15 protein-coding genes are annotated in these 18157 nt (G+C 37.3%); 11 read left to right on the top strand and 4 right to left on the bottom strand.

Going from position 1 to position 18157, the window contains the following annotated elements:
• Positions 1 to 26: 26 nt before the first annotated feature.
• From ACKWB9_RS02285 to ACKWB9_RS02260, 6 genes are read left to right on the top strand one after another with little or no spacing between them, the layout of a single operon-like run.
• On the top strand, positions 27 to 4433 hold the full coding sequence (locus tag ACKWB9_RS02285) for a CusA/CzcA family heavy metal efflux RND transporter (protein WP_414001358.1): 4407 nt from the start codon (positions 27 to 29) through the stop codon (positions 4431 to 4433).
• Between the two features lie 23 nt (positions 4434 to 4456).
• On the top strand, positions 4457 to 5662 hold the full coding sequence (locus tag ACKWB9_RS02280; RefSeq protein WP_414001357.1) for an efflux RND transporter periplasmic adaptor subunit: 1206 nt from the start codon (positions 4457 to 4459) through the stop codon (positions 5660 to 5662).
• A gap of 24 nt (positions 5663 to 5686) precedes the next feature.
• The gene (locus tag ACKWB9_RS02275; protein WP_414001356.1) at positions 5687 to 6085 is read left to right on the top strand and encodes a hypothetical protein; all 399 of its coding nucleotides are present in this window, start codon (positions 5687 to 5689) and stop codon (positions 6083 to 6085) included.
• Between the two features lie 51 nt (positions 6086 to 6136).
• The gene (locus tag ACKWB9_RS02270) at positions 6137 to 6826 is read left to right on the top strand and encodes a HupE/UreJ family protein (protein WP_414001355.1); all 690 of its coding nucleotides are present in this window, start codon (positions 6137 to 6139) and stop codon (positions 6824 to 6826) included.
• Between the two features lie 12 nt (positions 6827 to 6838).
• Positions 6839 to 7474 (top strand): hypothetical protein, encoded by a 636-nt coding sequence (locus ACKWB9_RS02265; RefSeq protein ID WP_414001354.1) that lies wholly within the window; start codon positions 6839 to 6841, stop codon positions 7472 to 7474.
• A 12-nt stretch (positions 7475 to 7486) separates the two neighbouring features.
• A complete protein-coding gene (locus ACKWB9_RS02260; protein WP_414001353.1) occupies positions 7487 to 8689 on the top strand; it encodes an MFS transporter in 1203 nt (400 codons plus the stop codon).
• 202 nt (positions 8690 to 8891) lie between these two features.
• On the opposite strand, the gene ACKWB9_RS02255 is transcribed toward ACKWB9_RS02260, so the two are convergent.
• Positions 8892 to 9689 (bottom strand): hypothetical protein, encoded by a 798-nt coding sequence (locus ACKWB9_RS02255; protein ID WP_414001352.1) that lies wholly within the window; start codon positions 9687 to 9689, stop codon positions 8892 to 8894.
• A 160-nt stretch (positions 9690 to 9849) separates the two neighbouring features.
• Between ACKWB9_RS02255 and ACKWB9_RS02250 the strand changes: the two genes are divergently transcribed.
• Together ACKWB9_RS02250 and ACKWB9_RS02245 are read left to right on the top strand one after the other, a co-directional pair.
• Entirely contained in the window at positions 9850 to 10335 is a 486-nt protein-coding gene (locus ACKWB9_RS02250; protein ID WP_414001351.1) for a class I SAM-dependent methyltransferase, read from the top strand.
• A 281-nt stretch (positions 10336 to 10616) separates the two neighbouring features.
• Positions 10617 to 10787 (top strand): DUF6747 family protein, encoded by a 171-nt coding sequence (locus ACKWB9_RS02245; protein WP_414001350.1) that lies wholly within the window; start codon positions 10617 to 10619, stop codon positions 10785 to 10787.
• A gap of 161 nt (positions 10788 to 10948) precedes the next feature.
• Here the strand turns inward: ACKWB9_RS02245 and ACKWB9_RS02240 are convergent, their stop codons facing one another.
• Positions 10949 to 11170 (bottom strand): hypothetical protein, encoded by a 222-nt coding sequence (locus tag ACKWB9_RS02240; protein ID WP_414001349.1) that lies wholly within the window; start codon positions 11168 to 11170, stop codon positions 10949 to 10951.
• Between the two features lie 361 nt (positions 11171 to 11531).
• Between ACKWB9_RS02240 and ACKWB9_RS02235 the strand changes: the two genes are divergently transcribed.
• The 3 genes from ACKWB9_RS02235 to ACKWB9_RS02225 all read left to right on the top strand — a co-directional run bounded on the left by ACKWB9_RS02235 (position 11532) and on the right by ACKWB9_RS02225 (position 13669).
• The gene (locus ACKWB9_RS02235; RefSeq protein WP_414001348.1) at positions 11532 to 12572 is read left to right on the top strand and encodes a PfkB family carbohydrate kinase; all 1041 of its coding nucleotides are present in this window, start codon (positions 11532 to 11534) and stop codon (positions 12570 to 12572) included.
• Between the two features lie 81 nt (positions 12573 to 12653).
• Positions 12654 to 13319, top strand: a complete 666-nt coding sequence (locus ACKWB9_RS02230; protein WP_414001347.1) for a bifunctional 4-hydroxy-2-oxoglutarate aldolase/2-dehydro-3-deoxy-phosphogluconate aldolase — start codon at positions 12654 to 12656, stop codon at positions 13317 to 13319.
• Between the two features lie 8 nt (positions 13320 to 13327).
• Positions 13328 to 13669, top strand: coding sequence for an L-rhamnose mutarotase (locus ACKWB9_RS02225; protein ID WP_414001346.1), 342 nt, complete (start codon positions 13328 to 13330; stop codon positions 13667 to 13669).
• A gap of 75 nt (positions 13670 to 13744) precedes the next feature.
• Here ACKWB9_RS02225 and ACKWB9_RS02220 read toward each other — a convergent pair whose 3' ends face one another.
• Positions 13745 to 16783 (bottom strand): DNA polymerase III subunit alpha, encoded by a 3039-nt coding sequence (locus ACKWB9_RS02220; RefSeq protein WP_414001345.1) that lies wholly within the window; start codon positions 16781 to 16783, stop codon positions 13745 to 13747.
• A 26-nt stretch (positions 16784 to 16809) separates the two neighbouring features.
• The gene (gene dinB / locus ACKWB9_RS02215; protein WP_414001344.1) at positions 16810 to 18024 is read right to left on the bottom strand and encodes a DNA polymerase IV; all 1215 of its coding nucleotides are present in this window, start codon (positions 18022 to 18024) and stop codon (positions 16810 to 16812) included.
• Positions 18025 to 18157: the final 133 nt, after the last annotated feature.

Here is an 18157-nt window from a genome sequence, read left to right as displayed (position 1 = left end):
TTTATCATTTTAAATTAAACTATTAAATGTTAGATAAAATAATTAAGTTTTCGATAGCCAATAAATTGGTTATTGGATTATTCACACTAGGGTTAATTGTTTGGGGAACATATTCTCTTCAAAAATTACCCATAGATGCTGTTCCTGACATTACCGATAACCAGGTAATGATTATTACAACATCACCAACATTAGCTGCACAAGAGGTGGAACAGCTAGTAACATTTCCTATAGAACAAACTATGGTAAGTATCCCGAATATAGATGAAATGCGTTCATTTTCACGTTTCGGACTTTCAATAGTTACTGTGGTTTTTGAGGAAGGTATCGACCTATATTGGGCACGTCAACAAGTACAAGAACGATTGACGTTAGCCTCTAAAGATATTCCTGAAAACATTGGTGTACCCGAAATGGCACCAGTAACAACAGGGCTTGGGGAAATATACCAATATGTTGTTAAAGCCAAAAAAGGCTACGAAGATAAATATGATGCTGCCGAACTACGTACTATACAAGATTGGATTATAAAACGCCAGTTATTAGGTACCGAAGGTGTTGCCGAAGTAAGTGGTTTTGGGGGATTTGTTAAACAATATCAAGTAGCCATAGATCCCAATCGATTACAGAGTATGAATGTGTCTGTTTCAGAACTGTTTGAAGCACTTGAGAAAAATAATCAAAATACGGGAGGTGCTTATATAAATAAAGGACCAAAAGCTATTTTTATTCGTGGTGAAGGACTTGTAAAGAACTTAAGCGAAATAGAAAAAATAGTCATTAAAACGAACAACAATGGAACACCTATTTTGGTTCGCGATGTTGCTAAAGTACAATTCGGACAAGGCGTACGATACGGAGCGGCAACACGTAATGGCGAGGGGGAAGTTGTAACCGGTATTGTTATGATGCTTAAAGGAGCTAACTCTTCTGCCGTAATTACCAATGTAAAAGATAAGATAGAACAAATTAAAACTACACTTCCAGAAGGTGTTATAATAGAACCTTTTTTAGATAGAAAGAGTTTAGTCGATAGAGCTATCAATACCGTAGTTACCAACTTAGCCGAAGGTGCATTAATTGTCATTTTTGTACTGATACTTTTCTTAGGAAATTTAAGAGGAGGATTAGTTGTAGCTTCGGTAATACCTCTTTCTATGCTCTTCGCATTAGGCATGATGAACTTGTTCGGAGTTTCGGGTAACCTAATGAGCTTAGGAGCTATTGATTTTGGATTAATAGTGGACGGAGCTGTTATTATTGTAGAAGCTGTCATGCATGGTATTGTTATCAGTAAAGCAAAATATGCAGGAGTTTCAAAACTCACACAAAAACAGATGGATGAAGAAGTGTATCAATCATCCAGTAAAATTCGTTCAGCAGCAGCCTTTGGAGAAATCATTATTCTTATTGTTTATTTACCAATCTTAGCTTTGGTAGGTGTGGAAGGAAAAATGTTTGGACCAATGGCTCAAACCGTATCCTTTGCAATACTCGGTGCTTTTATTTTATCGCTTACATATGTTCCTATGATGTCTGCCTTGACCTTGAGTAAGAAAACAGTACACAAAGAGAATTTTTCAGATAAGATGATGGCATTTTTTCAGCGCTTATATGCCCCAGTTATTAATGGAGCATTAAAGAACAAAGCTGTTATTGTAATTGCTACAGTAATTTTATTTGTCATTACCCTTATCACCTTTAATAATATGGGAGGTGAATTTATTCCACAATTGGATGAGGGCGATTTTGCCGTAGAAACACGTGTTCCTGTGGGGAGTTCCATACAGGAATCTATAGATGGCTCAATTAAAGCCCAAAAAATAATCTTAGATAATTTCCCTAATGAAGTAAAACAGGTAGTAAGTAAAATAGGTTCGGGTGAGATTCCTACAGACCCTATGCCAATTGAAGCAGGTGATATGATGATTATCTTAAAAGATAAAGATGATTGGAAAGTAGCCGATACTCGTGAAGAATTAGTGGAAAAAATGGAAGAAAAGTTGGCAGTATTACCTAACATTACTTTTGGTTTCCAACAACCTATTCAAATGCGTTTTAATGAACTGTTAACAGGAGCTAAACAAGATGTTGTGCTAAAAGTTTATGGTGAAAACCTAGATAAGTTATCAGAATTAGCAAATCAAGTAGGTGATAAAATCAAAAGAGTTGATGGAGCTGAGGATTTATACATTGAAGAAATTACAGGATTACCTCAGATACAAATTAGTATGAATCGTGATAAGATTGCACAATATGGTATGAATGTAGAAGATATCAATACCGTAATAGCAACATCCTTTGCAGGAAAATCGGCAGGAATAGTTTATGAAGGAGAACGTCGTTTCGACTTAGTTGTGCGTTTAGACGAAGCCTTTAGAAGTGACATTACCGATGTAACTAATATTTTTGTACCTACCGCTAACGGTAATCAAATACCATTATCTGAGGTAGCTAAAATATCCTACGAACCAGGTCCTGTACAAATTCAAAGAGATGATGCTAAACGTAGAGTTACCATAGGATTTAATGTAAGAAATAGAGATGTACAAAGCATTGTAAAAGATATTAAAGAAGTTATCAGTAGTCAGGTTACAATGCCTGCTGGGTATTATGTTACTTATGGCGGACAATTTAAAAATTTGCAAGAAGCTAACAAACGTTTAGGTATTGCTGTACCAGCGGCACTATTGCTTATTTTATGTTTACTGTATTTCACATTCAAATCTGTTAAACAAAGTTTACTCATTTTTACAGCAATTCCTTTATCTGCAATTGGTGGTGTTTTTGCCCTAATACTACGTGATATGCCTTTTAGTATTTCTGCAGGTATTGGTTTTATAGCACTTTTTGGGGTAGCTGTATTAAACGGTATAGTTTTAATTGCAGAATTCAACCGTTTAGAAAAAGAAGGTATTAACGATGTGTATCAACGTGTTTTACAAGGTACAAAAACAAGACTACGCCCTGTATTAATGACAGCATTAGTTGCTTCATTTGGATTTTTACCAATGGCACTTTCTAATTCATCAGGAGCTGAAGTACAACGACCATTAGCAACGGTAGTTATTGGAGGTTTATTTACAGCAACCATTTTAACATTGATAATTTTGCCTATTCTATACATTTATTTTACCGAAGGCAGAAAACGTATTTCAATAAAACCTTCAAATGCACTACTAATAGTTTTAATGTTATTTGGATTAGCATTGCCAATACAGCAGGCACAAGCACAAGAAGTGCAGCCAAAGCGAACACGTACGTTAACATTAAACCAAGCCATTGATGAAGCATTACAAAACAATAATGCCATTAAGATTGCTAATTATCGTGTAGCTGTAGAAAAAGCCGCTAAAAATGGAGCTATTAACTTGCCAAAAACAGGAGTATCTTACGGATTTGGTGTAATTAATAATCCAGATGTAGACGATAATACTATTAGTGTTTCACAACGTTTAGAATTCCCTACAGTTTATGGTAGCCAGAATAAATTAGCAAAAACTAAAATTGATGCTGCCGAAAGTTTCAGAATACTGGAAGAGAATGAGCTTATAAGTAAAGTAAAAACAGCCTATGATTATTATGCGCTACAATTAGCAAAACAAAAATTGTTAAAAAGACAAGATAGTATTTATAAGCGTTTAGCTTTTGCTAGCAGCAAACGTTACGAATCGGGAGAATCAACAAAGTTAGAACATATTACTTCTGAAACTCAAGCAATGAAAATGCAGAGTTTATTGAAACAAAATATTTCAGATATAAGTATTGCTCAAAAACAATTACAAAGTTTGTTGCATACAACCGATAACATTAAGGTTATTAATGAAGTATTTGTTCCAAAAACAATTCCGTTATCATTATCGCAAACTGACGTTTCTGGTATTCCTACAATTCAGTATTTGGAAAAACAAGCCAAAGTAAGTGAGCGTAAAACAAAGTTGGCTAGAAATAAAATGCTTCCAGATATTACATTGGGCTTTACCAGTCAAACATTTATTGATGTACCTCAAGTAAATAACAGCGCGTTACGCTATGGAACATCAGACCGTTTTTCATTATTCAATATAGGGCTAGCAATTCCTATTCTACCTGGAGGAAATCGTTCAAAAATAAAGCAAGCCAAAATCAAGGAAGATATTGCGAACAGTAATTTAGAGTTAGCAAAAATAGAGCAAGAATCGGTATTGCAGTCGTATATAAAGACCTATCAAAAGCATCAAACCACACTTGACTATTACAACAAAACGGCATTGCCACAAGCAGAAATATTAATTGAGACCTCAAATAAAAGTTTTAAAGGAGGTGATGTTTCTTATACGCAGTATTTGCAAAATTTAGCATTGGCAGTTTCCATTCAAACAGAATATTTAGAAACGGTATTTGCAAATAATCAGTCGGTCATTGCAATAGAAACTCAATTAGGAAAAAAATAATAAGAATATAAAAATATAATAAAATGAATTTTAAAATATTCAAAATAGGTGCAGTAGTCTTATCAATGCTATTGCTTCTTGTTGCGTGTGGTGAAGAAAAAAACACCACAGTAAACACAGAGTCAAATGAACAGAGTGAAGAAAAAATGGCAACTACCATTTCTTTTAATTCAAGTCAATATAAACTAGCAGGAATACAAACAGGCAAAGTAACCAAACGTAATATCAGTGATGTTATAAAACTCAACGGAAAAATAGAAGTTGACCCTACCAATATTGCTGTAGTATCTGCCCAATTAGGCGGCTATATAAAAACCGCAGGATTAATTGTAGGAACACCAGTTAAAAAGGGGCAAGTTCTAGCGACCATTGAAAACATAGAGTTTGTCAATATTCAGCAGGACTATCTTGAAAGTATCAACGAATTCACTTTCTTAGAACAAGAATATCAAAGACAAAAACAATTAAGAGATGAAGATATTAATTCTAAGAAAACATTTCAAAAGATAAGCTCGCAATACAATATACTAAAAGGAAAGGTAAATGCTTTAGAGCAAAAACTAGCCTTAATAGGAGTTAATAAACAACGCTTAAAAAACGGAGCAGTTTCCAGAACGGCAAACCTATATGCTCCTATAAGTGGTTACATAAAAACAAGTAATGCTGTTGTCGGAAATTACGTTTCGCCAACCAATACAGTTTTTGAAATAATAAATACAGACAAAGTTCATTTGGAGTTGAGCGCATACGAGTCAAGTGTTGGACAACTAACTATTGGGCAAAAAGTACATTTTTCATTAGCAAATGAAACTGACTTTAATAGAATAGCAACTATAGAACAAATTGGTAAAGCTTCAGGTAGCGATAGAGTGATTATTGTACACTGTAAAATAGATAAAAACAGTTTAAAAGGATTATTACCAGAAATGTATATAAAATCTCAAGTAGAAATTAGCACAAATACGAATATGCAAACTGTAATTCCTTCAGTAGCTATAGTTGAATATGACAACAAGGATTATATCATTTCAGAAGAAAAAACATCCGAAGACGATATTGATTTCAACTTAATAGCAATCAAAAAAGGAGTTGAGCAAGATGGTTACACAGCTATTGAAGTTTCAGAAAAACCATTGGATAATTTAAATATAATAACCCAAAACGCATACACCGTTGTATCTGCCTTAAAAAATTCACAAGAAGGCGATGAAGGTGGACATGGGCATTAATTAATTTTTAAAAACACAGAAAAAATGAAAACAAGAATTTTAACATTGACTTTAATTGGAGCAGCTTTAATTTTTACTGGTTTTACTGATAAGAAGAAAAAAGAAGCAGAAACTAATGTAGAAGCAACTAAAGGTCATGGTCATTCGCATGGACCCAATGGAGAACATGGAGATGCAGCTAAAAAGGCATCAGAAATAAAAGAACACGGTCACTCGCACGGACCAAATGGAGAACATAGCAGCATTCCAGAAGCTCAAAAAAAGCGTTTAGATAGTATTAAGAAAGCAAATGGAGGCTTTTTAATAGGCCCACAAGGTCAGCTTGTTATTCCTGAAGATGCATCTGAAGAAGAAAAAAAGCGTTTAGAAAAAATTATAGCAGCAAAAGAAAAACAAATAAAAGAGCACGGACACTCGCATTAATGTTAAATCACTCTTCTGAGTATTTTAGAAGAACATTTAAAATTATACAATATGAAATTTAGAAAAATAATAAAGCCCCTTATCCTACTGCTTTGCTGTATGGTTTCCGTAACAGCTTTTGCGCATGGTGTAGATGGCGAAACGCAGTCCTTTTTAATGGCGAATAAAGGCGTTGCCTTTGGGCCATTTTTATATATAGGAGCAGAACACATGATTACGGGTTACGACCATTTATTGTTCTTGGTAGGTGTTATTTTCTTCTTATATAGAACAAAAGAAATCATAACCTATGTAAGCTATTTTACCATTGGGCATAGCACAACGCTATTGCTTGGGGTTATGGCGGACATTCAAATGAATGCTTACATTATTGATGCTATTATTGCACTATCCATTGTATATAAGGGCTTTGATAACTTAGGTGGGTTTAAACAGTTTTTTGGCAAGCAACCCAACACCAAAGCGGCAGTACTTATTTTTGGACTGTTTCACGGTTTTGGACTAGCCACTAAACTGCAAGAATTCAAATTTGACAAAGAAGGGCTTTTCACCAATTTGCTTGGGTTTAACCTTGGGGTAGAAATCGGTCAGTTTTTAGCATTAGGCTTAGTGCTTCTTATTATTGGCGTATGGAGACGCTATGACAGCTATCTTAAATTTTCAAAAATCACCAATACGCTTTTAATGGCAGCAGGCTTTTTGTTGCTCGGATTTCAATTAACAGGATATTTTACATCATAAAAACATAAAAACATGGATACACAGAATCAGCCTTTAATGGGCAAAAAACAATTAATAAAATCAGTAATCATCGCATTTATTATTGGTGCTATAGTACTTGTAACAGCAATATTCCCAGCAGAATATGGCATGGATCCGTTAGGAACAGGAGAACTATTTGGTTTTAGCAAATTATACCAAGGTGAAGGCAAAGCTAATCCTATCGGAGAAGCTACTGGAGATAATAGCGCTTTAAATTTCCAAAAAATTAAAATGGAATATCTTGGTTCGCCGCCAGATAGAAAAGCACCAGAACAAACTATTGATAAGTCACTTATCAATAAACTATCAAAAAGAACAGATAGTATTCAAATAAAGTTACCTGCAGAAGAAGGTCTTGAATACAAAATTAAAATGCTACGTTATGGTAAAACCAAATATGAATGGACTGCCAATAAAGGTATTGTGTACATTGATTTTCATGGCGAACTTATAGAAGGTGGAAATGGATTTTTTGAGAGTTACACACAGGCGTATTCAAACAATTTGGCAGGTACTTTTACTGCTCCGTTTGAAGGAAAACATGGATGGTATTTTAAAAATACAACAAAAGAGGATATTGTTATTACGCTTAGATTAAATGGAGAGTATGAGTTGTTTAAAAAGTAAATAACGTTTTAAGTGTTCTTAAAATCGAATCTTAGAAGCTTACAAAACACCTCATTCAGATGGCTGTTTTTATCACAGGCCATTAATCTATTAGGTGATGCCCTGTCTTGGACAGGGCTTGCCCTATTAGCCCATAAAATTGCGGGCGAAAATGCGACCAACGTACTCTCTATTTCTTTAACCATAAGGGTATTGGTTTTTGTTGTTGTTGCACCTTATAGTGGTGTATTGGCAGATAAATTGGATAGAAAAAAAATAATGCTCTTTAGCCATTTTATACGTATGGTTTTGGTCGCATTATTACCTTTTGCTTTTCTAGCATGGCATATTTATGGCTTCGTATTTATATTCAGCATTTTTAGCGCCTTGTTTACACCTACTTTTAAAGCGTCTGTGATTCAGGTGTTCGATGATAAAGCGTTGTATCCGCAAGCCATTTCATTATCATCGGCAACCTATCAATTGTTGGGTATATTAGGTCCCGGTTTAGCAGGTGGGTTGGCCACCTTTTTTAATATCGATTTTATTTTCTGGATAGATGCCTTAACTTTTGTATTCTCTGCTATTTTTATTTTAATGGTGCCTATGTCTCTAAAAGTAAGTCACATCATCAAACCAACAAAAACAACATTGTGGAAAGATATAAAACTGGGGTCGCAACTACTTTTTAAGAATAAAATGACCAAGCAGGCCTTGTTTATGCAATTGGTAGTTGCCTTAGTGGGTGCACAAGTTTTGGTCAATACTATTTTTCATATAAAAGAAACATTGAGTCTAGAAGACAAACACTATGGCTGGGTAATGTCCGCCATGGGTTTAGGAGCTGTAATCGGGGCACTTTTAGCAGGAAGCTTAAAAACGCCCAAAGCCCGATTGCGAACTACAATAATAGGTGCTATTCTGGGAATTGTCTGTATTGCATTCGCAAATGAATATAATCTAATATTGGTATTGATTTTTTGGGGAATTATCGGTGTTTCAGAAAGCTTGGTCAATATTCCCGTAGATACCCTAATAGCAGATACCACCGACAAAAAATTACAAGGTCGTGTCTATGGTGCACATTTCTCCTGGTCGCATTTGTGGTGGGTTGTTGCTTATCCTATTGCGGGGCTTTCCATAAAACATTTTCCAGGCAACTATTTCTTGATCGGTGCTGGCATAGCAATAGTTTTATGGATTGTCTTTCTAATTAAAAGAAAATCAAATAAGTAACATAAAATAGCAATGACGATGGCGTTAGCGATGCGCTTGCAATGGCCAATAGTATTATGGATATAGCCATGGGGCCCGCAATTATCCTTCATGAAGGTTTTACATTATTGGTGGTTTAATGCATTGCGATTATTAAGATATAATAAATACGGCATAGGAGACTTGGATTACGGTATTTTCTTAAGACCGGCACAATCCCATCCTAAGTAACACTTAATTGTAAGGTGTTGGTAATATCATAAAAGATTTCAACATCCGCGGAAGAAAACAATAGCATCTCCGTATAGAACGGATATTTTGCCTGTGTTCCTTCCCATAACAGGGTATTTATCTCCCTTATAAGTTGGATCGCCTCATAATAAGCCGCTGCTTCTGGAATAAATAGGGCCTTATCAATAGTATTTATATAATTTTTGCTGTTCAGTTCCGATCGTTTGTTCGGTCGATATTTTTCCGCATTAAAAATCCTGATCAAAACTTCCATGTCAAAAGCGTTCATTCTCGAATTTCGGCCTCCGGGAATCGGAAAAAAATGACTTCCCGCATTTTGCGACAGAATAATCCAGTTAAGCGCATAAATTACTCGGGTATCATAAATGATGTTTTTATGTGGATACATGAACATTCCCACTTTGGAAACACTGGGCAACGCATCGAACTTTGGTTTTTCGGCCGTTATAAAATCATATATCCTGGGCATCGTCGTTTGTGGCTTTGCGCCCCTTATCCCTCCCCATTCCCGAATGATCCACATACATAGCGCTTCAAATTTATCGGAGTCATTTACATAGTATTCCAATAACTTTTTCTCTATGATAAATTTTATCTCGACTTCTTTTTCATAATAGGTCCGTTGATTTAAGCGGAACATTTCTTCCATGGAAATCACGCCAAGTCTGGCCAATCCGTTTAGGTTGGCGCTCCATTTATAAGTAAGGGTGATGTTCTGTTGAATTTTTTTTAAATAATTCGCTATTTTTTCTGTTTCAAAAATGTACATAGGTATTCTCGATTGCGGATGTTTCCCTTATTAATTTTCTAAATTAGAGCTTATTTTGGCTTTTTGGATTTAACTGAAAATGAATTTAAGCTATTTTTTAGGGAATGAAAAAAGCCAAGAGGAGATCTTAAAGAAAAAGAAGAAAATTTACTTTTCAAAAATGAAAAAGACAAAAGCCGTTGGGCGAAAATTGGGCAATATGCATTATCTCCATAAAGATGCCATAGCTTATCTGGACCCTTTGGAAAAAGAGGCTTTGGACAAAGCATTGTACTTTCTTAAGGATTTGCCATGGAATCTGGTCAAAATTTCAAAAGAACTGGATACTGTTTCATTTCTGTTATATGAGGATTTTAATTTGGAACTATTTCCATCCCTATTACAGTCCACCATTGTGAACATTTCAAATGAAAGTATCAAGATCATTGATTATAGGAACAGGGAAAACCCTCCTGTTCTGCACCGAAAAGAACTTATGCTTGCACCCAATGACCCCAGAATTCCTGAATTTGCAAAAATTACCAGCTTCTGTGAAGAAAAACGCCTTTTTGAAAAAGCATCCTACATAGGAACAAAATTAAAATGGGAACAGCGTCTGTATGAACATGGATATATGATCAAAGGATCAAAGATTACAAAGCGCTGAACAGGAAAATAACGATTCTCGGATCATAAGACCAGCGTACCTCCATTCCATTTGCAAACATCGCAGGGGAAATCATGGTTTCCCCCCTATCCTTTCACCGAGATAACAAGAACGTTCGGCACAATTGCTTTAACGTATAAATTCTCCATAAACTACGAGTAAATGGGTTGAACTGAAATTCATTTGTTCTTCATCGATGTTTTATCTCCTTTTTCGAATATCCAAAAATGTTTCTCGAACAATTCGGAAACTTTACATGAAGAATATTTTAAAACCTATTTATGAAAACTGTATTATTATTAAAAGAAATCTATTTGGATGGTTTCCGAAACCTGGGGAATCTCCTGATAAAGAATTATTTCAAAATTTTCACATGGTTTACCCTGTTTATGTTTGCCGTTGTCCTCTATGCGTTCGTTTTTAGATTATTTACAGGGTTTGCTTTTGACTAATACACCAGAAAATGGAAATAAAGATCAATTATGAAAAAGTGCTTACTATTGCTTGCTGCCTATTTGTTGCTTTTGTTCTTTTATTAATTACGAAAATGACGTCCGCTTCCTGGACCGGATCTATTATTGGATTCTAATTCGCTGCAAGAGTTTTTTTGATTTTACATATCTCTTTTTTCAACAATTCCAAAATTGCCGATCAAAGATTGTCCGGTTGAAAAAATCAAATAGACTACCATCATACTAGAAATAATATCCCATGCCTTTGTAGTTCTTAACGATTCGGGCACATTGGCTGTAATGGCATAATATTTTGCAATGCGTTCTGAAAAAAAGTGTATGCTTTTATATACTGCACATATCCACATTACAAAAACTACCATTACTTATAACAAAACACTGCCAAAAAAGGTGCCGATACCATGTAATTCCCTTATTGAAGGAAGAATATTTACAAAATGGAATCCTTTATTATACAGTATCTTGATTTTTATAAGAATGATCGTAAGTTTCAATAAATGATTGGATTCTACTAACGGTATAATAAAAGTAATGGTTAATTTTGAGGCCAATATATAAGTCATATAATAAAACCGACACGACCGGAATAATCTTTAGACATATCGGGCAGCAACCGTTGAAGTCACCAAAACCTATCCAGATGGTAAAGTAAAGATTATATGTTCACACCGGTCAAGGTTGAAATATTACTATTGAAAAAACAATAAAAGTAAAAATAAATACATGAAAAGAGTTGTAACTTTTGGAGAGATTATGCTGCGTTTGGCCCCTCCGGGATTTTTAAGGTTTTCACAGGCAAATTCTTTTGATGTCGTATATGGTGGCGGAGAATCCAATGTAGCGGTATCACTTGCCAATTATGGTGTTCCTGTAGATTTTGTGACCCGTTTGCCTAAAAATGATATCGGAGAATGTGCCTTGATGGAGTTACGGAAAAGAGGTGTTGGAGTTGATAAAATAATATATGGAGGGGATCGTTTAGGTATTTATTTTCTGGAAACGGGAGCGGTATCCAGGGGTAGTAAAGTGGTATATGACCGGGCACATTCCGCTATTGCGGAGATACAGGCCGGTATGATCGATTGGAAAACTGTTTTTAAGGATGTTTCCTGGTTTCATTGGACAGGAATCACCCCGGCCATTTCACAAGGGGCGGCAGATGCCTGTCTGGAAGCCGTAAAAATGGCCGATCAAATGGGAATTACCATTTCTACGGACCTAAACTACCGCGCAAAACTTTGGAAATATGGTGGAAACCGAGAAGCCATTATGACGGAACTTACCTCCTATTGCGATATTATCCTTGGGAACGAAGAAGATGCGGAAAAGCATTTTGGCATACACCCGGAAGGATTGGATGTACATAAGGACGGGCATGAAGTAAAAGCTGAATCGTTCCTGTCCGTATGCAAACAGATGATGGCAAAATTCCCCAAAGCGAAAAAAGTAATTACCACATTAAGAGGCTCTATTTCCGCATCCCATAATACCTGGGCCGGAGTGCTGTATGATGGAGAAAAGATGTATAAGTCCCGTCAATATCAGATTACGGACATTGTAGATCGCGTTGGTGGCGGGGATTCGTTTATGGGCGGATTGATCTACGGGTTATTAAAATACCCCGATAACGATCAAAATGCATTGGACTTTGCAGTGGCCGCCTCTTGTTTAAAACATACTATAAAGGGCGATGCCAATTTGGTAACCGTTGCAGAAGTCGAAAAGTTAATGGGAGGAGATGCCTCTGGCCGTGTAGCTAGATAATACTTGTAATATTAATCGTTGTTTTTCGATGCTGTTCCAAGCCCGTCAAAATATAATCCAGAACCTAAATAAACCCGAATAATGGCTCGTTTTTCAAGAATAGAAGTAGCAAATGTAATGAAGGAGACCGGAATGGTTCCTTTATTTTATCATCCAGATATAGAACTAGGAAAAAAAGTGTTAAAGGCCTGCTATGATGGAGGTGCCCGACTTTTAGAGTTTACCGCAAGAGGGGATTATGCCTTTGAAGTATTCTCGGAATTGAATAAATATGCAGTATCTGAATTGCCAAAAATGATAATGGGCGTTGGTTCCATAACCGATGCCGGAGCAGCTTCCATGTTCATGCAAATGGGTGCCAATTTTATTGTAACCCCATCTTTACGTGAGGATATCGCTATCGTCTGTAACCGCAGAAAGATACTTTGGTCCCCGGGTTGCGGTTCGTTGACCGAAATTAATAAAGCAGAGGAAATGGGTTGTGAAATCGTGAAATTGTTTCCCGGTTCACTCTACGGTCCCGGGTTTGTAAAGGCCATAAAAGGACCTCAACCATGGACAAGTATTATGCCAACGGGCGGTGTTAGCACGGACGAATCCAACCTTAAGGGCTGGTTTGATGCAGGTGTGACCTGTGTGGGCATGGGCTCAAAATTAATCAGCAAGGAAATACTTGTAAATAAGGATTTTACGGCCTTGGAAAATACAGTACGCGAAACCTTGGCCTTGATCAAAAAAATTAAGTGATCTCACAGATGGAAACCGCTCGATACTGCTATTCATGTGATTTAAAAGAAGATTCCGATCTTATTAAGGAATACAAGGAGTACCATGCTCCGGGAAAAATTTGGCCCGAAATTACGCAGAGCATAAAGGATGCGGGTATTGTAGATATGCAGATTTACCTAACGGGCAATCGTATGTTTATGATCATAGAGGCAGACAAAACCTTTGACCCCGATAAAAAAGCGGAAATGGATGCCAACAATCCCAAAGTACAGGAATGGGAACAGCTTATGTGGAAATACCAACAAAGTCTTCCCTGGGCCAAAGATGGCGAAAAATGGGTAGAGATGGAGAACGTCTTCCGGTTGTAGCAACAACAAAATACAAAACTCGTGAACCGGCCAAGTTCCTAAATTCATATTGAAGATCCTTTGGTTTTTTCCTAATCAAACAGGAAGGTCCCCCAACTCTCTTTTAACGGGATGCGATGCATTAGCATCAAAAAACTTGGTACTGGTCTTCATATCGGAATAACGGGGATCAGGGATATAATCTTGCTTTTGCATTTTGACGACCTCAATACTTAAAAACCCGAATTCGCTCACAACTTTGCCATAAAAACGGTAAACCCCTTTCCCTCTAAAATAATACTTAGCGGCTACAGGAGGAAAAATCACCACATCAAAAATCTTTCCCTGCTGATCTACCAAAGTGGCAAAATACATACGTTTTCCGGCATGGGTGCTTGTATTTTTAATCTTGACCAAATACCCGTAAATATCAACATAACGATTTAAATGCTTTTCCAGATCTTTGGCACACCTATCATTTTTTGGAGTTTCGGCCAATAGCATAAAAGGACTGCACAAACAAAAGCCCAACAATTCCAATTGGGTAAATGCAATTTCAAGATCGGTAGTATATAATTGTGGAATCTTAAAACTCCGATGTTCAGGGGGGAACAATTTGGGACAATCTACTTTTTCATTCTTATTTAAAAACAAATGGGCCTTCCAAAGTAATCGATGCTTATTTATAGCCGTAAAACGAAAGGCATCAATTCTGATCAGGATACCCACTTGTTCTATGGATATGGATATCCGATCTAAAAAATCCTCCAAAGAGCCATAAATTCCATTCGCAATTCTATCTTTTAAGATCCGTTCCGATACTTTATGCTCCAATTCCCTTAAATGGCCAAAACCCAAAAAGATATCGCTGCCATAAATTATAGTAGTGGTACCGCTCTTGTTGACACAGGGTGGATGCACGGTAGCACCCAATGCCCTCGCTTCATATACGTAAAACTCGGGCCGATAAAACCCGCCGCCATTATTAAGTACGGCAACCATAAACTCCAATGGAAAATAAGCCCTTAAGAAAAGGGTCTGGTAGCTTTCCACGGCATAAGAAGCAGAATGCCCTTTGGCAAAAGCATAGCCTGCAAAACTGGCGATCTGCTCCCAGACCTCAAAGATGAGCTTATCGGCATAGCCTTTTTTGCGGCAGTTTTCTATAAATCTCGCCTTTACTTTTTGAAACTCTTCCCGGGACCTGAACTTACCGCTCATACCACGACGCAGTACGTCCGCCTCGCCCAATGTAAGATCGGCAAAATGGTGGGCAACCTTAATTACGTCTTCCTGATAGACCATTACGCCATAGGTTTCCGGCATAATATCCAGCATTACCGGATGGGCCTTCTCCATTGCCCTACCGGGATTGCGGTGTCTAAGAATATATTCCCGCATCATGCCGCTTTTGGCCACTCCCGGGCGAATAATGGAACTGGCCGCCACAAGGCCCAGATAGGTATCCACTTTTAATTTTTTGAGCAACATACGCATTGCCGGAGACTCCACATAAAAACATCCCATACATTGGGCCGTTTTTATCAGGGTATTGATCTTTGGGTCTTTTTTGAATTTATCGATATCATGTATATCAATTTCAGCGAATTCTTCGGGGCGGCCATGTTCCAATATCGCAAGGGTCTCTTTAATCTTTGCGAGGCCGCGTTGCCCTAAAATATCAAACTTATAAAGCCCTACATCTTCGGCTATGACCATATCAAACTGGGTCGTGGGAAAATTTTTAGGAGGCAGGTTCGTAGCCGAAAACCAATGCAAAGGTCTTTCACTAATTAAAATACCCCCTGCATGCACACTCAAATAATTGGGCATCCCCATAATTAAACGCCCGTATTTAATGACCAGACGGGAAACCTCATCAAGTTCAGATATGTTATATCTTCCCTCTGACAAAAAATCCATTTCACTCTTGGAAAGGCCAAAAACTTTGCCCAATTCACGAATAGCACCCTTTTGTTTAAAAGTCACATACGCCCCCAACAGGGCCACATGTTCAAAACGCCCAAAAATATATCGGGTCATTACGGGCCTGTCCTTATGGGAAAAATCAATATCAAAATCCGGTGGATTGGCGCGGTACAAATTAATGAAACGTTCAAAATAAAGATCTAGTTCCATAGGATCTACGTCGGTAATGCGCAAGAGATATGCAACAATACTATTGGCTCCACTACCACGGCCTACATAGAAAAAACCTCTCCTTCTGGCTTCGGATATAATATCCCAATTGATAAGAAAATAAGAGACAAAACCCATTTGTTCGATAAGCTTGAGCTCTTTCCGCAATCGTTCCACTACAGCTTTGCCCCCTTTTGGATATCTGTACTTTAGGCCTTCCCTACATAAGCTTTCGATCATCTCTTCATCTTCCTCCTTGGTAGCATTATATGTGCTTAGGTTTTGTGGTTTCCTTCCTTTGGAAAAGTCAAAATATATGGAGCAGGAATTCAGCAATTTTTCCGTGTTTTCAAGAATGAAGGAGTATTGGGAAAAAGCCATAGCCAGGTTTTCAACAGGAAACATCTTTTCATCTTCATTGGCCTCTTCACTTTTTGGGAGTTTGCTCAGCAACACATTATTATCAATGGCACGCAATAATCTATGCGCATTAAAATCTTTCTTATTTTTAAACGTAACCGGTTGCTGTACGACCAATCTATCCCGCCATTGCAGCAATCCGGAAAAGGGCAATCGCCTTAAATCGTTTATGGAAATACCGATAAACTCATGCTCGGTAAAATCTTTTCGATTATTCTGCAATACATTCTCAAAGGGGTAAATAATGTAGGTATTCTCAAAAAAAGGGGCCTTTTGGGGAAACTCCTTACCCTCGTGCAAATGTTTGGAAAGAAAATCGTTCAGTTCCAGATACCCCTCGTTATTTTTGGCAATACCTATAAAACAAGGAGCTGCACCATTTCTAAAATCAACACCCAAAATAGGCCTTACATTATATTCCCCGGATTTACGGACAAAGTTTAAACAGGCCGATGTATTATTGATATCCGTCAATACCAATTGCGTTACATGGTTTTCCTGTGCCAACCTTAGAAGGTCCAACTCGGAAAAAGTACCGTAACGAAGGCTATAATATGTATGACAATTAAGGTACATGTTGAAAAATCAAAAAATATGTTACATTATTGTTTTCTATGCGCCAATACAACAGGAGGTTGCCCGTTAAATGGGTTGTGCATTCGTCCAATGGTCTTTGCTCCCAAACCCGAGGCCCTAAGTACACTTTTATCGCCATAACGATTTCGTATGACATCCATGGCATGGTATAAATTCAAGGCCTCCTCCGTATCTTCAAAAAGGTTTATCTGATAGTTGCCCCGCACCAAATAACTGAATCTGATCCCGATCAATCGTACCAGCAACCTCCTGTTGTAAAGCGCTTTGAACAAGGCCAATATTTTTGGAATCAAAATATGATCCGCACTCGTATAAGGTATCCGCAGTTGTTTGGAATAGGTATTAAAATCAGAATACCTAATTTTGACCGCAATACATGCCGTTAATTTCTCGCCTCTGCGAAGCTGATAGGCCAAATTTTCGGTCATTGCTATTAAAATTCCCTTTAGTCTTAAAACGTCGATAGTGTCCCTATCAAAAGTACGTTCCGTAGAGATGGATTTACGCTCACAAAAAGGGACTACAGGCGTATGATCGATACCATTGGCCCTTTTCCAGATAACCATTCCATTTTTGCCCAATACACTTTGCATTACATCCATGGGCATCTCCTGTATAGTCCGCACTTGTCGTAATCCCAGATTTCTCAAGGTCTGATAGGTCCTGTCCCCTATCATGGGGATTTTCTTTATGGAAAGCGGTGCCAAAAAAGGCTTTTCGGTCCCATGTTCTATTTTTAAATGACTATTGGGCTTGGCCTCATTAGTGGCGACCTTGGAGACTACTTTATTTACGGATAATCCAAAGGAAATGGGAAAGCCTGTCTCTTTGATAATTTTTTGACGTAGTTCCGATGCATATTTATAGGATCCAAAAAAACGATCCATGCCCGTAAGGTCCGCATAAAATTCGTCTATACTCGATTTTTCGAATAAAGGCACATGCTCTTTTATAATTTCGGTAACCTCATCGGAATGTTTACTATAGACCCCTGCATTTCCTTTAATGGCAATGGCTTCGGGACACAGTTCCCTTGCCATTTTCATGGGCATACCGGAATGAACGCCAAAGCCCCGGGTCTCATAACTACAGGCCGCAACAACGCCACGATCGCTCAGCCCTCCCACTAAAACAGGCTTATTGCGTAAACGACCGTCCAATCGCCGCTCTACGGAAACAAAAAAAGTATCAAGGTCTAAATGCAAAACAGTCTTCTCCATGGTTATTCTAAAAAAGAGAAGATCAATATATGGATTATTTCCTATAAATAGGAAATAATCCAATAAATATATTTAAATATCGCATTGAAAAATTATTTAAACCCATTTCCAACATTTATAAAGAAAAAGCGTT

Origin of the sequence: Maribacter spongiae, from assembly GCF_047345125.1 — a bacterium.
Lineage (GTDB): Bacteria > Bacteroidota > Bacteroidia > Flavobacteriales > Flavobacteriaceae > Maribacter.
Note: the sequence above shows the minus strand (reverse complement) of the source record. Positions and strands in the feature narration are given on the sequence as shown.

Coding starts and splice junctions, on each gene's coding strand:
- ACKWB9_RS02285 (WP_414001358.1), top strand. CDS start 27: ATGTTAGATAAAATAATTAAGTTTTCGATAGCCAATAAATTGGTTATT.
- ACKWB9_RS02280 (WP_414001357.1), top strand. CDS start 4,457: ATGAATTTTAAAATATTCAAAATAGGTGCAGTAGTCTTATCAATGCTA.
- ACKWB9_RS02275 (WP_414001356.1), top strand. CDS start 5,687: ATGAAAACAAGAATTTTAACATTGACTTTAATTGGAGCAGCTTTAATT.
- ACKWB9_RS02270 (WP_414001355.1), top strand. CDS start 6,137: ATGAAATTTAGAAAAATAATAAAGCCCCTTATCCTACTGCTTTGCTGT.
- ACKWB9_RS02265 (WP_414001354.1), top strand. CDS start 6,839: ATGGATACACAGAATCAGCCTTTAATGGGCAAAAAACAATTAATAAAA.
- ACKWB9_RS02255 (WP_414001352.1), bottom strand. CDS start 9,689: ATGTACATTTTTGAAACAGAAAAAATAGCGAATTATTTAAAAAAAATT.
- ACKWB9_RS02250 (WP_414001351.1), top strand. CDS start 9,850: ATGAAAAAGACAAAAGCCGTTGGGCGAAAATTGGGCAATATGCATTAT.
- ACKWB9_RS02245 (WP_414001350.1), top strand. CDS start 10,617: ATGAAAACTGTATTATTATTAAAAGAAATCTATTTGGATGGTTTCCGA.
- ACKWB9_RS02240 (WP_414001349.1), bottom strand. CDS start 11,170: ATGGTAGTTTTTGTAATGTGGATATGTGCAGTATATAAAAGCATACAC.
- ACKWB9_RS02235 (WP_414001348.1), top strand. CDS start 11,532: ATGAAAAGAGTTGTAACTTTTGGAGAGATTATGCTGCGTTTGGCCCCT.
- ACKWB9_RS02230 (WP_414001347.1), top strand. CDS start 12,654: ATGGCTCGTTTTTCAAGAATAGAAGTAGCAAATGTAATGAAGGAGACC.
- ACKWB9_RS02225 (WP_414001346.1), top strand. CDS start 13,328: ATGGAAACCGCTCGATACTGCTATTCATGTGATTTAAAAGAAGATTCC.
- ACKWB9_RS02220 (WP_414001345.1), bottom strand. CDS start 16,783: ATGTACCTTAATTGTCATACATATTATAGCCTTCGTTACGGTACTTTT.
- dinB (WP_414001344.1), bottom strand. CDS start 18,024: ATGGAGAAGACTGTTTTGCATTTAGACCTTGATACTTTTTTTGTTTCC.